General features: G+C 42.3%; 14 protein-coding genes. 10 read left to right on the top strand and 4 right to left on the bottom strand.

Annotation, left to right across the window (positions count from 1 at the left end; genetic code table 11):
* Positions 1-55 precede the first annotated feature (55 nt).
* From DSM08_RS16320 to DSM08_RS16305, 4 genes are read left to right on the top strand one after another with little or no spacing between them, the layout of a single operon-like run.
* Positions 56-568 carry an RNA polymerase sigma factor gene (locus DSM08_RS16320; RefSeq protein WP_149527144.1) on the top strand — a complete coding sequence of 171 codons (513 nt, stop codon included), beginning with the start codon at positions 56-58 and terminating at the stop codon, positions 566-568.
* 1 nt (position 569) lies between these two features.
* Entirely contained in the window at positions 570-707 is a 138-nt protein-coding gene (locus DSM08_RS19485; RefSeq protein WP_149527143.1) for a DUF4302 domain-containing protein, read from the top strand.
* A complete protein-coding gene (locus DSM08_RS16310; protein WP_149527142.1) occupies positions 697-1,662 on the top strand; it encodes a DUF4302 domain-containing protein in 966 nt (321 codons plus the stop codon). Before DSM08_RS19485 ends, DSM08_RS16310 begins: the two co-directional genes overlap by 11 nt.
* Positions 1,663-1,673: 11 nt before the next feature.
* The gene (locus tag DSM08_RS16305) at positions 1,674-2,819 is read left to right on the top strand and encodes a BACON domain-containing protein (RefSeq protein ID WP_187773891.1); all 1,146 of its coding nucleotides are present in this window, start codon (positions 1,674-1,676) and stop codon (positions 2,817-2,819) included.
* 427 nt (positions 2,820-3,246) lie between these two features.
* Here DSM08_RS16305 and DSM08_RS16300 read toward each other — a convergent pair whose 3' ends face one another.
* From DSM08_RS16300 to rsmA, 3 genes are read right to left on the bottom strand one after another with little or no spacing between them, the layout of a single operon-like run.
* Positions 3,247-4,173, bottom strand: a complete 927-nt coding sequence (locus DSM08_RS16300) for an NAD(P)-dependent oxidoreductase (protein WP_149527140.1) — start codon at positions 4,171-4,173, stop codon at positions 3,247-3,249.
* Positions 4,174-4,179: 6 nt separating this feature from the next.
* The gene (locus tag DSM08_RS16295; RefSeq protein ID WP_149527139.1) at positions 4,180-5,343 is read right to left on the bottom strand and encodes an FAD-dependent monooxygenase; all 1,164 of its coding nucleotides are present in this window, start codon (positions 5,341-5,343) and stop codon (positions 4,180-4,182) included.
* Position 5,344: 1 nt separating this feature from the next.
* Positions 5,345-6,124, bottom strand: a complete 780-nt coding sequence (rsmA, locus tag DSM08_RS16290; RefSeq protein WP_149527138.1) for a 16S rRNA (adenine(1518)-N(6)/adenine(1519)-N(6))-dimethyltransferase RsmA — start codon at positions 6,122-6,124, stop codon at positions 5,345-5,347.
* A 133-nt stretch (positions 6,125-6,257) separates the two neighbouring features.
* Between rsmA and pdxA the strand changes: the two genes are divergently transcribed.
* From pdxA to DSM08_RS16260, 6 genes are all read left to right on the top strand, one after another.
* Positions 6,258-7,313, top strand: coding sequence for a 4-hydroxythreonine-4-phosphate dehydrogenase PdxA (gene pdxA / locus DSM08_RS16285; protein WP_149527137.1), 1,056 nt, complete (start codon positions 6,258-6,260; stop codon positions 7,311-7,313).
* A gap of 71 nt (positions 7,314-7,384) precedes the next feature.
* The gene (locus DSM08_RS16280) at positions 7,385-8,797 is read left to right on the top strand and encodes a CCA tRNA nucleotidyltransferase (RefSeq protein ID WP_149527136.1); all 1,413 of its coding nucleotides are present in this window, start codon (positions 7,385-7,387) and stop codon (positions 8,795-8,797) included.
* 61 nt (positions 8,798-8,858) lie between these two features.
* The gene (locus DSM08_RS16275) at positions 8,859-9,443 is read left to right on the top strand and encodes an IS1096 element passenger TnpR family protein (protein ID WP_149527135.1); all 585 of its coding nucleotides are present in this window, start codon (positions 8,859-8,861) and stop codon (positions 9,441-9,443) included.
* A 156-nt stretch (positions 9,444-9,599) separates the two neighbouring features.
* Positions 9,600-10,511: a tRNA (adenosine(37)-N6)-dimethylallyltransferase MiaA gene (miaA, locus tag DSM08_RS16270; protein ID WP_149527134.1), complete on the top strand. Its 912-nt coding sequence runs from the start codon at positions 9,600-9,602 to the stop codon at positions 10,509-10,511.
* Positions 10,512-10,747: 236 nt separating this feature from the next.
* A complete protein-coding gene (locus tag DSM08_RS16265) occupies positions 10,748-12,844 on the top strand; it encodes a glycoside hydrolase family 2 protein (protein ID WP_149527133.1) in 2,097 nt (698 codons plus the stop codon).
* Positions 12,845-12,852: 8 nt separating this feature from the next.
* The gene (locus DSM08_RS16260; RefSeq protein ID WP_149527132.1) at positions 12,853-14,355 is read left to right on the top strand and encodes an alpha-L-fucosidase; all 1,503 of its coding nucleotides are present in this window, start codon (positions 12,853-12,855) and stop codon (positions 14,353-14,355) included.
* A gap of 137 nt (positions 14,356-14,492) precedes the next feature.
* On the opposite strand, the gene DSM08_RS16255 is transcribed toward DSM08_RS16260, so the two are convergent.
* Positions 14,493-14,846, bottom strand: coding sequence for an Ig-like domain-containing protein (locus DSM08_RS16255; RefSeq protein ID WP_149527131.1), 354 nt, complete (start codon positions 14,844-14,846; stop codon positions 14,493-14,495).
* Positions 14,847-14,864 lie beyond the last annotated feature (18 nt).

Raw genomic sequence — 14,864 nt, 5'->3', positions numbered from 1 at the left:
TGAGATTGACTTATGGAATTTACTGCAAGAGGGAGATGAAGAAGCTTTTGCGTAAGTGTACCAACAACATGTTGACGCACTATATTCCTATGGTCTGAACCTTGGATACAGTCCGGATGATGTTCAGGATAGTATTCACGATTTATTTGTTAATATTTATAATAAGCGCGGTCGTTACACGGCCGTAAAAAATGTAAAGGTTTATCTCTTCATTGCTTTAAAGAACACGTTGTTGAATCGAAGCCCTAAGATGGCGACAGTTACCTTGAATCCGGAGGAACATGACAGCGGTGAAGCAAGCGTTGAAGAATTCTGGATTGCCTCGGAATCGGAAGGCGATTCGCGCGAAATGCTGAAACGAGGTATTGCACAATTGAGCAGACGGCAGAAACAAGTGTTATATTTTCGGTATTATAAAACCATGAGTTTTAAAGAAATTGCTGAACATCTGCATATCAACCCCCAATCTGCAAAGAACCTGGCCCAGTCGGCGGTCAAGAAATTAAGAGCATTTTTGATGATGATCTTGATTTTAGCCTTCCTCATAGAACCCGAGTGGCGGCTATAAGATGCTTGCCAAGTTTAAAGAAGGTAAGGTGGAATTAGCATCTGAGCTGACTACAAATAAAGTGAACGCGGGGACTTCCCAAACTTCGACTTACACTTTTGTTTCTGACAATGGTCCAGTTTTGAGTTTTGATAGTTAACCCTATTCTTCATTATTATTCAGAGGCTTCACCATCCTCTCCGGATGGACTAGGTGGAGATTATGAATTTATTATGGAGTCCGTAACGGCGGAAAAAATTGTAATGCGTGGCAAGAAATTCGGCAATACCATCGTAATGCGTCCTCTTGGTGAGGAGAAGGACTTCGTAGCGTATGTGAATGAAGTTAAAGAATTGAAAAACATCTTCAGCAAATTGATGCGTTTTGATATTCAAACTGCTGGTGGAACTACTGGTGGAGCAATTAACTTGGATCAAAGCAAGTGGTACAACACGGAGAGTCCAGATGAAGTAACATATTATGCAGTTTCTGACGAAGGTATTGATTTGCAATTCTCGGTGACTCTAGATGGTAAAGAGTACGATAGTTTTATCTTCAATAAGGATACAAAAACCTTCCAAGCTAGGGGAAATAGTGCTATCACAATTAAAAGTGTCCGCTTAGAATATGCAGATATTCCAGGTAGTTACAAGTTAACTTATATCAGTAATCGTGGTTCAAAGAGCGAGATTGTTACTATAGCAGCAAAAGAAGAGGGTAAGTCCTATACGCTGACGTCTGAGACATTTATTCGCCCTATTCAGTTAGACTATGAAAATGGTAACTTAATTTTCAAGCCACAAAATTTAGGTAGAACGCCAGATGGTTCTTCGGGTAACTTGTGGTTGACGGTGGGTTACGAGATGAATCTATTAGGTTACATCAGCCAAACTTACCAAAACACTCCAGAACACATTATGGGAGGTTTATGGATGCAAGGTACGCGTGAGAAACCGTCATTAACGGTTATGTCTCAATATACTAAGCCAGGTATTTTTGGTGCATCGCCGATGAAATTTTTAGGCTTACATAAGATCGTTGGAAGCACAAAAACATTTTATGATAATAAGGATGGGGTAAACTTCCTTTACAATATTAAACTCGTTAAGCAATAAGAATAATGACGATGAGAAATTTATTTAAATACATTTTCTTTTTAGGCGTCATGGCTACGGTCATGGTATCCTGCAAGAAGGATAATTCTGCCCCTGAATTGTCTGTTGTTGAGACAAAATTGGGAACTGGGCCCCTAGAAAATAAAGGGACGATTCAGCTAAGTTCAGCAGATTACACGGCAAGTGTCGAAGATGCTTGGTGTAAAATTCAGCAAGATGGAAACATCATTCACATCACAGTTGAACAGAACGACGATAAGACCAATCGATCAACGCTGATACACATCACATCGAATGATGGCAAAAAGCTAGTTGTTCCGATTACTCAGAGAGGGCTATTGTTCGACATCAACTCACCGATTAAAGATTTGAATTATTCATTCAAAGGAGGGGTTAAGAAAATCAATATCATCAGTAACGTCGATTATAAGGTGGAATTTGATCAGGATTGGTTAAGCTATAAGGTGGAAGGAGATACCCTCTATATCACAGCGGATAGCTATCAGCCTGCTGACAAAAACACGAAACGTACGGCGAAAGCGACAATCATCTACGGTACTGACGAGGCCGTTTTAGATCTTACACAGCTGAATATTTTGTCTTATGAAGAATTCCTCGGCCCTGGTCGTTTATCATTTATCGATAACGCCACGGTCAATGAAACTTATCGTAAAACTTTGTCGGTAAATATTGTCGAGAAAGTTAATGGTTCTGTGTTTACGGTATTGACCGGACCAATAGCAACGCTTAGCAACAGATCTATTAAGATTGACGTCACGTATAATCCAGATGGGTCGATTCAGATTAATTCGGGTCAATTGCTGTTTGAAGACTACTATGATGAAAGATCGAAAGAGATTAACACGAACAAATTAGTTCGAGTTTATGGTATGATGTATAATATTGCTGCTAAGGCGTATAGCTCAAATTTTGACCCTTTGTTGAAGGCAATAGCTGAATCTTCACCTACGGCTATGGTTTATAGTTTTAATGCATTCAATAAATGGAACAATGGTTCTCCACTTGAGATTTTATACAGAGAATACGCTGCAGACGGCATGGCGTTTCCAGCTTATAAGTTGAATACAACAACGATCAGTAGGTTTACCAACATCCCTCCATATGTTTATATGCTAGGGATGCGTTTAGAAAAGTAATTTCATTGTTTAGTTAATAATTGCTTAGAAGCTGTCCCTAGGGGCAGCTTCTTTTTTTATGGGCGTGTCTCTTTTCAGAGGCCATCAAGAACTTTCATCCCTGTTGGTGTTTCAAAGGAAACATGAAAGGTTTTGTGTCTAATGTTACATGTTGGTAAGATATTTTTATATCAGTTGGGTACACAAGAAAGATAGAATCCTGGTATCAGATATTTAATATTTGGTTAATACTGTTTGGTGTAAAATTGAGTTAGTTTTGAAATATAAGAGGGATAAAATTGATGGGGAATAATATAGAGCTTGCTGTATGTCGTTCCGGGAGGAATTGGCAAAACACGTTCTTTGACAGCATAATAGGGGACAAGTCGGATGTCTCCTTCGTTTCAAATGAGCGGAGATTAAATCTTTTAGTTTTTTATAGGATCGCTTACTTTTTGATGTAAGCGATCATTTTTTCTGCCAAGACGCTCGAAAGCTTATAATAGCTTTCGAATGTCCAGCCTGCGACATGCGGACTTAACAATACATTGTCTCGGCTGATAAGATCTTTGTACCAAGCTTGTTCGGCTAGCGAGGGGAATTTTTCAATCGGCAATACGTCGAATGCTGCTCCTAATATTTTGCCTTGATCTAAATATTTCAATACCGCCGGTATCTGTGCTATGCCACCACGTGCTCCCATGAGGAAGAAGATTGGCTTACGGAAATGGAACAAGTATTCCTCGTCTACCATGCCTTTTGTTTCTCTTGTTAAGGGGATGTGGAAGCTCAGGACATCGGCCAATTTAACTACTTCCTCCATAGAGACCTCGCGGGCATATTGGTCGGAGAAGCCAGTTTTGTATTTATCGTAGGCAATGACATTGACCTCAAAGCCGGATAGTTTCTTTGCCATGGCCTGTCCGTTATGTCCATATCCTATGATCGCGACTGTACGTCCTTTGAGTTCATATCCACGATTTTCTTCACGCAACCATTTTTCCGAACGAACTTCCTGGTCGCCACGGCGGAAGTTATTCATTAATGATAGTAACATACCGATCATGTGCTCACCTACAGCATCCTTATTGCCGTCGTTGGCACTGAACAAAGCGATGCTTTTGCTGCCGGCATATGCTTCGTCGATATTATCCATCCCGGCTCCGGCGCGGCCAATAAGCTTGAGCCTGCTGCCTAGGTCGATAAAATCAGCATCTACCTGAAACTTCGAGCGGATGACTAATCCCTCGTATTCGGGAATCAGCTGCTCGGCTTTTTCGCGGGTAATATCAGGTTGATAGTTATAAGGAATCTTTGCTTGGTCTAATTTTTCTAAGAAGACTTCATGAAGGTCATCGACGATTAGAATATTCATTTGTAATTAGGTGTTAAGAGTCATGAAATCTTGTTTAAAAAGCTTCTCTAGGGCTTTTTGATTTGCTTTGGCGGGCAGCATTTTCATCATCGTGTTTCGGACACTGATCATGATCGGATTTTCCCACTGCGACACCTGTCCGATCATCTTGGAGGTGTCGGTAATATATTTCGTTCGTGCCAGCCTTCTGTGTTCAAAGGACTTGAAGGCCGCAACAACATCGTTTTTCTTTTTCAGTTCATCTTGTAGCACAACGACATCCTCTAAGGCTTGGCAGGCACCTTGTCCCATGTTTGGGGTCGTGGCGTGTCCAGCATCGCCTATCAGCAAGATATGGCCATAGGCGAGGTTTTTCAGCGGAGCTATATCGATGATGTCGCTCCATATGAGGTCTTCATCGCGTGTATTTGCAAGGAGGGTTGGAATAGGATGGTGGTACTCTGCAAATTGCTTTTGCAGATCCGCCACGCGGTATTTGCTAAATTCAGGATGATTGCGCGGCCCATTGATACATGCATACCAATAGATGCGGTTGTTTACGAGCGGTGTCATCCCGAATCTACCGTCTTTCCCCCACGTCTCCGTTCCTAAGCTCAGCTGGATTTCACTGTTGTCGATCGTTGCACGCCAGCAACTGTATCCGGCATAGCGAGGGGTAGAAGAAGGGACTAGCTGTTGACGAAGTGGCGACTTCACGCCATCGGCAATGATAAGGTATTTGCATTCGTGCTTGCTGCCGTCGGCAAAGGATAATAGGATACTCTCGGATTTTTGTTCTAGCTCGATGGCTTGTTTCCCGAGCTGCAAACGTTCGGGTTGCAGTTTGCTCAATAGAAAGAGATGAAGATCGGCTCGATGTATGGCGAAGTTCTGCTGTTTATACTTATCCGAAAGCGTGCTTGTATTGGGATTGACGAGGATATCTCCCTGTTGATCTAAAATGGCAAAGGACCCGAGGTAATAGCCTATTTTCTCTACTTCAGGGCGTAGGCCTAATATTTCCAAAGCTCGCATGGCGTTGGCGGCTAATCCGAAGCCGGCACCTATTCCCTTTACTTCTTTGGTTTGTTCAAAAAGGCTGAAGTCGCGCCCCAGTTGTTCGAGTGCAATACCAGCGGTTAAGCCGGCGACTCCTCCTCCTACGATCGCAAACTCACTTTTTGTTATCATATCATTTGGTATTCGAGATCTCGTTTGTTAGCAATTCAAAATCAGCAACGCTTAATCGCTCCGCACGAAGCTCATATAGTGGATTATCGCTCATTTTGTCTTTCGGTACAACAGCGGATAGGGCATTCCTCAAGGTTTTGCGACGCTGGTTAAAGCCTGCTTTTACAACACGCCAGAACAGCTTCTCATCGCAGTCCAAAGTTTCGCGATTGTTTCTAACCATGCGCATAACGCCCGATAGTACTTTAGGCGGCGGGTTAAAAGCGCCAGCTTTGACCGTGAAGAGGTAGGAGACATCGTAATACGCTTGCAGGAATACGGAAAGTATACCGTATTCTTTGTTGCCTGGTTTTGCGACGCAACGTTCGGCGACTTCTTTTTGAAACATACCGACCATCTCGACAACGCGATTGCGTTCTTCCAATATCTTGAATAAGATTTGTGAAGAGATATTGTAAGGGAAGTTTCCAATAACCGCCATCTTTTCATCGAAATACTTGCTGAAATCCAGCTCTAGGAAGTCTCCATGGATCAATCGCTCGCCTAATTGCGGGTATTTATCGGCAAGGAATTCGATGGATTCATCATCGACATCGATTAAGAAAGTTTCGTATTGCTCGTTCTGCAGCAAGAAATCGGATAGTACGCCCATTCCTGGTCCTACTTCCAATACCTGTTTAAAGCCTAAACTCGGTGTTAGAGCATCTACAATGCGTTGGGCTGCATTCTTATCATTTAGAAAGTGTTGACCTAGGTGTTTCTTTGCGCGTACTGAACTCATACTGTAAATTTATCAACAAAGATACTATTTTATGTCGGCTACTGTGTTAGGTTACAAATAAGTATTTAAATAGGATTAGAAACTGCTCTTTTAGGTTTTTTTGTTATTTTTGACATACTAAAGAGCTATTAAGATGAGTGAAAAGTTAAAAATTGGTATTTCAATAGGTGATATTAATGGGATTGGTTTAGAGGTGATTATTAAGTCTTTGCTGGATAATCGCATTCTGGACTTCTTTACGCCGATTGTTTATGGAAATACGAAAGTTGCTTCTTTTCACCGTAAAGCAATCGGAGTGAACGACTTTAGCTTTAATGTCATTAACTCTGCGGATCAGGCGAATGCTAAGCGTCCGAATATGATCAACTGTTGGCAAGAGGATGTGAAGATCACCTTAGGCGAACAGAACGAGATCGGCGGTAAATACGCGTTCCTTTCCTTGCAAAGAGCGACGGAGGATTTAAAGGCCGGCTTGATCGATGCTTTAGTAACAGCTCCTATCAATAAGCATAATATTCAGCAAGAAGGTTTCAATTTTCCAGGGCATACCGAGTATCTGCAGGCCGCGTTTGAGGCCAAGGATGTTTTGATGTTTATGGTGAGTGAAGATCTTCGCGTAGGTGTGGTGACCGGGCATATTCCAGTCAAGGATGTTGCTGCCGCAATTACTGTAGACAGCATCTTGCATAAGCTACGCATGATGAATGATAGTTTAAAAGCCGACTTCTGGATTCAGAAACCGAAAATTGCAGTTCTAGGCCTGAACCCACATGCTGGAGATGACGGACTGATCGGAACGGAAGACCTGGAGATTATCCGTCCTGCTATTGAAAAAGCGAATGAAGAGGGTATTTTCTGCTTTGGACCTTATCCGGCCGATGGCTTCTTTGCGGCAGATGCTTATACGAAGTTTGATGCGGTATTAGCGATGTACCATGACCAAGGCTTGATACCATTTAAGCATATCGCTTCCAGAACGGGAATTAACTTTACAGCTGGATTGCCAGTCGTTCGTACCTCTCCGGATCACGGAACAGGTTATGATATTGCTGGACAGAATCTTGCGTCGCATACTTCTTTTGTTGAAGCGATGTTTGAAGCTGTACATATCGTTAATCGCCGTAGAGAACAGGCTGTATTAACGGAGAATCCACTTTCTTTCCGTCGATTATCGAAAGATAGAGATTAAGAGATCGTTGTTTCCTGCTTATCGCAATAAGCATTTTCTTTTATTTTTCCTTACTTTTGCACTTTGTTGCTATGAGTGAAGATTTAACACATCCCATATTTCCCATTATCAAAGATTTGGCCGAGGAGCTACATGTTGCTTGCTATGTCATTGGTGGCTATGTGCGGGATAGATTGATGGGGCGTCCCTTCAAAGATGATGTCGATATATTGGTGCTGGGGAGTGGTATCGAGTTTGCTACGGCCCTGGGCGAGAGACTGCATACGAAGGTGGCAGTTTTTAAATCCTTTGGCACGGCTATGTTGATGTATCAAGGCCTTCAGGTGGAATTCGTAGGAGCTCGTAAAGAGTCGTACCGATCGGAATCCAGAAAGCCTATTGTGGAGGATGGCACCTTGGCCGATGACCAGAATCGTCGCGACTTCACCATCAATGCGATGGCTTTCTCCTTGAATGAGGCTAGCTATGGCGAACTCGTTGATCCTTTCCAAGGACAAGAAGATATTGCGAACCGCATTATCCGCACGCCGCTAGAACCGGGGATTACCTTCTCAGATGATCCTTTAAGGATGATGCGTGCGATCCGCTTTGCGACTCAATTGAACTTTAAGATTGACGCTGTTGCCTTGAATGCTATTCATGAGCAAGTGGAACGAATTAAGATCATCTCCAAAGAACGTATTGCCGACGAGCTTAATAAAATTATCCTTTCAGACAAACCATCTATTGGCTTTAAGTATTTATTTGATACCGGTTTGCTGGAACATATATTTCCTGCGATGCAGCAATTGCATGGCGTTGAATACATTGATGGCAAGGGACATAAGGACAACTTCTATCATACCTTAGAAGTGCTGGACAATGTAGCAGAGCTGTCAAACGACTTGTGGCTTCGCTGGGCTGCTATTATGCATGACATTGCTAAACCTGCTACAAAGCGTTTTGACAAGAAAAGCGGATGGACCTTCCACGGGCATGAGGATAAGGGTGCGAAGATGGTACCTAAGCTTTTTGCCGAGTTGAAGCTTCCGTTGAACGAGAAGATGAAGTTTGTTCAGAAGTTAGTGCTGCTTCATTTACGTCCTATTGTATTAGCAAAGGATATCGTAACGGATTCAGCAGTTAGAAGACTTTTGTTTGAGGCGGGCGATGATATCGATGCGCTGATGATGCTTTGCCATGCGGATGTAACGACGAAGAACGAGTTCAAGAAGAAGAAGTATAGGGAGAACTTCGAACTGGTGAAGCAAAAGTTAAAAGATGTGGAGGAGCGAGATCATCTACGTAATTGGCAGCCACCAGTCGATGGCGACGACATCATGAAGACCTTTAATATCGGGCCGGGCAGACATGTCGGTATGATTAAAAATGCCATCCGTGAAGCCATCCTAGAAGGTGAGATCTCAAATACGAGAGACGCTGCTTTTGCGTTTATGATTGAGAAAGGCATAAGCTTAGGGCTACAGCAAGTAGAGAAAGCGTAAAAGCAAAAAAATTATTAACTTTAGCGGTTGAATTTAAACCACAGACAACTTTATATAAGAAATGGCAATTTATAGATTTAGAGTAACCTTTGAGGATTATGAGGATGTATATAGGGAGATAGATATGCCTTCGAAGAGCACATTCCTAGAATTACATCACGCAATACATACCGCTACAGGTTACGACGTAGAGCGTTCATCTTCATTCTATGTGAGTAATGATCAATGGAAAAAAGGAACGGAGATCGCTTATCAACCGAATGACCGTAAGAAAGCCGCCGGCGTATTGGAGATGGAACTTATCAAAATGAGCAAGTTCATCGACGATCCGCATCAGAAATTCTATTATATCTATAATTTTGACCGCCCTTACGATTTCCATGTGGAACTAATCAAAATCCTGAAAGAGGAAGACGGTAAAACCTATCCGGCAATCTTTAAATCTGTTGGTGAAGTTCCTAAGAACATAACTGCTGCGAATTTCCCTGTAGCAGGTGCTGACGACGATGATGATGACGATTATGTAGATGAATCCGGTGAAGAGTATGGTGTAGATGAGGAGGATGACTACGATATGTTCGATGATGAAGAAGAGGGTGGAGAGGAAGACGGACAAAGCGAAAAAGGCATGAGCGACGATTATTAGTCGATAATAAAATAAAGATCTACTTGAGGAACTAGCGACTTTAATCTTTAGCTGCTAGTTCCTTATTTTTTCTAATAGTGTTTGTATTCCATGCCATCAAGAACTTTCGTTCCTGTGGATGTTGAAGTAGAAACATATATATACCCCCATTAAAGCATGGAGTTTCCTAAATCCCTGATTGTTGTTGTTGGTCCTACGGCTGTTGGTAAAACAGCAATGGCTATTGCTTTAGCAAAGCATTATCAAACATCCATTATTTCAGCGGATTCAAGACAATTCTATTCAGAGATGAGTATCGGCACAGCCAAGCCTTCCGCTCAAGAACTTCATGAGGCACCACATTATTTTATCAATTCGCATTCTATCTCGGATGATTACTCGGCGGGCGACTTCGAAAGAGAAGCGCTTATGCAGGTGGACAAGCTCTTCGTGCATACGGATAAAGTTGTCGTAGTCGGAGGCTCAGGCTTATTTGTCAGAGCATTATGCGAAGGATTGGATGATCTTCCTAAAGCTCCGGATGAGATCAGGGAAGCTTTGAATGCTGCTTTAGAGCGAGATGGCCTGCCTGCACTACAAGATCGCCTGCGTGCGATAGATCCAGATAACTATGATCAAATGGATCATGATAACCCGCAACGTGTCGTTCGTGCCTTAGAAGTCTATGAGGCTACGGGAAAACCAATTTCCTATTATCAGAAAAATCAAAAGAGCAAACGCGATTTCAATATTATAACTGTAGGATTAAACACCGACAGAGCATTGCTGTACGACAGAATCAACAAACGTGTAGATCTGATGATGCAAGAAGGATTATTGGAAGAGGTGAAGAACCTTATTCCTTATCGTAATAAACCCGCGCTGCTCACGGTTGGATATGCTGAGCTCTTTGATTATTTGGATGGCAAAATCAGCTTAGAGCAAGCTGTCGATAGTATTAAGCAAAACTCGAGACGCTATGCCAAGCGACAGATAACCTGGTTCAAAAAATATGGCGACACAACTTGGTTTGAACCCAATCAACGGGAAGATATTATCAAATTTATTGATAGCAAGACGAACAAATAAGTCTTAGGAGAATCTCCCAATTGGCAGCGTCCAGTCTCATCATTCTTTGTTGAATTCCGCCCAATGCCTATTTTCAAACAATCAAAAGAACTAAACTTCGCTTGTCTATTGTTAAAATTCTTTACACGATAGTATAAAACGTTAAGTGAAAAACGATTTCGTAGATTGTGCAATCGATTGAATTCCTTTAGGCTCAATTAAATGTTTATTTTAGAAGATTATAACCCAAATAATCTATGAACAAATTTACTAGCCTGTTTGCGGTAGCAGCTGCACTCTTACTAGGTAATCAATGTATCGCCCAATCTCGTGTAGTACAGTCGTTTAACGACGATTGGAAGTTCTATAAAGCAAATAACTCAACATTCTTTACTGATTTTGAGAATGGTCAGAAATACTTCGAAAGTCAAAGCCAATGGACGAAGCTTGAGGTTTGGGAGGACGTGACGCTTCCGCATACCTACAACCGTACGGATATGCAAACCGACCGAAACTTCTTTGAAGGCAAAGCAGTCTATACCAAAACCTTTTCCGTGAATCCTGCATCCAAAGATAAACGCACGTTCATTAAGTTCGAAGGCGTTGGAGCGATCGCTAAATTATATATCAATGACAACTTTATTGGCGAGCATAAAGGCGGATATAGCATGTTCACTTACGAGATTACTAATTCGGTGAACTATGATAAACCTAATACCATCACTGTTATTGCAGACAACGCCTCTCGCAAAGATATCATTCCAATCAATCAGTTCTTATTTCCAGTATATGGTGGGATATACAGACCTGTACACTTGATCACGACCAATAAGACCAACTTTGTAGTTACAGACCGTGCTGCTCCAGGTATACAAATTCGCCAGCAGAATGTGTCTGCAAAGAATGCTGATATCGAAGTTTCCGCAAAACTGGAGACCAAAGAGAAGACAGCACAACAGGCGGAGCTATGGGTAGAAATCAGAGATTATGATGGCAAGCTCGTTCAAACCGAAAAGCAGCCCGTGAAGATCAGCCCTCAGGGAGTTACCTATGTGAAGCAAGCGGTAAAAATGAAATCGCCACGATTATGGGACGGTATCCGCGATCCTTATTTGTATTCCGTAACGGCTAAAATTATGTCGGGTGGGAAAGAACTGGATGTTGTAAAACAACCTTTAGGAGTCCGTAAGGTAGAAATCAACGGTGGTCAGAACGTGTTGTTGAATGGAAAGCCGTATCCTATGTATGGTGTTTGTAGACATCAGGACCGTGAGGGTTTCGGATCAGCATTGAGTTTCGCTCAACATAAGGAAGACATGCTGATGATCAAAGAAATGGGCGCAACGACTATTCGCTTGGCGCATTACCAGCAATCGCCAGAAGTATATTCCCTTGCAGATACACTAGGTTTCCTGACATGGGCGGAAATCCCATTCGTTAATCGCGTGTCCTACTATGAAAACGATAATGCGAAGCAACAGATGACCGAACTTGTGAAGCAAAATATGAACCATCCCTCCATCTATATCTGGGGAGTTCATAATGAGGTTTATTCTAAAACAGCAGACGAACAAGTACCGGTGCTTTCGCGCGAATTAAATGATATTGCAAAGACATTAGATCCTGATCGCTATACGGTAGCAGTGACAGGCTACAACGTCGTGGACAGACAAGAGAACTTATCTACAGATGTTCAAGGAATCAACCATTATTTCGGTTGGTATGGTGGCAAGATCGAAGATCTTGGACCATGGGCAAAGAAAGTGCAACAAGACTTCCAGGGATACAAAATCATGCTTTCCGAATACGGGGCGGATGGAAATATGGATATAGGCCAGGAAGAGTTGAAGATGCCGGATAATGTCGTTTCCGGAAAGTCATTCCCAGAAAACTATCAGACAGAAACACATATTCAGCAGTGGGCTGCGATCCAGCAGAACCCTATTATTGTGGCGTCATATGTTTGGAATATGTTTGAATTTGCCGTGCCTGCATGGAATCGCGGCGGTGTGAATGCTCGAAATCTAAAAGGATTGGTGAGCTTCGACCGTAAGCGTAAGAAAGATTCCTTCTACTGGTATAAAGCGAACTGGAATCCGGAGCCGATGATTTACCTAGCAAATAGGAGAGATAATGAGCGTACGAAGGCACAAAGCAAAGTACAGGTATTCTCCAATCTAAATGATGTGAAGTTAGAAGTCAATGGCAAGAGCTACACAGCGAAACAGGGCGTAAATGATAAACACTGGGTTGTGGAGCAGGTTGATCTTAAGCAAGGTCAAAATACGATAGTTGCTGTTGGAAAAGATGGTTCAAAGGAACTCAGAGATGAAATGGTTTGGAACTTAAAATAAGTTAAGTAATGAAAGTATTAAAATATTCAATGCTCACCCTTTTAGGAATGGGTTTAGCGTCGGGACAAGTGTCAGCGCAATGGACGGGACCAAAGCAGAAACCCGCAGAACGCAAAGAAGTGAAATACGGGCCGATTACACCGAAGAATCGAACCGATGCAAATATGGAAGCTTTCCGTAATTATGGTCTAGGTCAGTTCATTCACTGGGGATTATATGCTATTCCTGGTAATGAGTGGGAGGGAGTTTCTGCACGCAAAGGAGCGGCAGCATCTGAGTGGATCCGCACTTGGTCTGGACCTAATGCCCCTAAAAACTGGAAAGAAACTTACGATAACCTGTATAAGCAGTTTGATCCAAAGTCATTCGATGCCAAAGCTTGGGCAAAGCAAGCTAAGGATATGGGCGCGAAGTATATGATCTTTACCACCAAACATCATGACGGATTTGCTTTATGGCCGACACAGTATTCTGATTATGATATCATGGCATCGCCTTATAAAAAGGATATTGTAAAGGAAGTTGTCGATGCTTATACCGCAGAAGGTATTGACGTGTATTTATACTTCTCGGTTTTGGAATGGAATAATCCGGACTACTTAACAAAAGCACCAGTAACGGCTGAAGAAAAAGCGAAATACAATAAATTCTTACAATACACGAAGAACCAGTTAATGGAATTATTGACCAATTACCCACAGATCAAGGGCTTTTGGTTCGACGGTACTTGGGATCAGTCTTGGGTACAGTCCTATGATTTCACTTACAACCTAGAAAAAGAACTAAGAGAAAAACATCCCGGATTAATCATCGGTTCCCGTTTTCGGAATGATGAATTCGGCAAGCGCCATTTCGATAGCAACGGCGATATCCTAGGCGATTACGAGCAAGGTTGGGAACGAAAGCTGCCTCAGGCTTACGAGTGGCTGGACGGCAATGATTGGGATGCGGTTATGACGATTCCTCCAAACGGTTGGGGCTATATGAAAGACTGGTCTGGCTTGTACACCAAAACGACAGACGATCTATTGGATATGTTGATGCAGTCCGTTTCACTGAATGGAAACTTTGTATTGAACTTTGGACCTGATGGACAAGGAAAGATGCACCCAGGAGAAGACAAGATTGCAAAAGAGTTGGGCGCATGGATGAAAGTCAACGGCGAGGCGGTACACGGCGCGCGTCATGCCGACCTTCCGGTCTCGAAGTTAGGCTACTATACAGAGAAAGGAAATACGCTTTATCTATCCGTATTCAACCGCCCTGTCAATAATATCGCACGCATCGCTGTACCAAAGAAGAGCAATCGTGTTCCTGTATCTGCTCAGATATTAGGGAATAAAGCACAGTTGAAAGTCGTTCATTCGGATATAGGTCTAGACTTAGATAAGAATACATATTACGATGTCATTATTCCTAAGGGTTATAAAAGCCACAGAGCTTTTGTAATCAAGATGGAATTAGGCGAGCCAAGAAAAGCTACAGACAACCTGATGGATGCTAAGATGTAATAGCTGAACCTTAAAATAAATTAAGAAGCCACCGCTCTTTTTTAGAGCGGTGGCTTTTTTTTGTGATATAAATTATTGTTTTTTAGTAAGCTAGATAGACCAAAATAGTCTATCTAGCTCAATAGCTATTAGCGATTTTACTGTGTCACATTGACAACATACCATACTTGTAGGTTGCCCAATTTGATAACAACCGTATCCTTGCCTACACTAACGCCAGTTACCAAACCTGAGTTAGAGAAGGTAGAGATTTCCGGATGCTTATTCGAATATGTCGCGTCTGTAACGGTTCTATTGCCCGGTGTAACAGCGAGATTTAATTGCAATGGTGTACCAATTTTTACCGGAATCTGCATATTACCCCCAGAATTGACAGCCTCTCTTACCGTTAAACTCTCTCCAAAATCCACATTGTCCTTTTTGCAAGAGTAAAGTAACGACATCCCGATTCCCGCAACGAGGAATAAGCGTGTTATATATTTAGTTTTCATGATCTTTCTATTAATTGA

Origin of the sequence: Sphingobacterium hotanense (genome assembly GCF_008274825.1) — a bacterium.
GTDB lineage: Bacteria > Bacteroidota > Bacteroidia > Sphingobacteriales > Sphingobacteriaceae > Sphingobacterium > Sphingobacterium hotanense.
The sequence above is the reverse complement of the archived record's forward strand: the minus strand, read 5'-3'. Positions and strand labels throughout refer to the sequence as shown.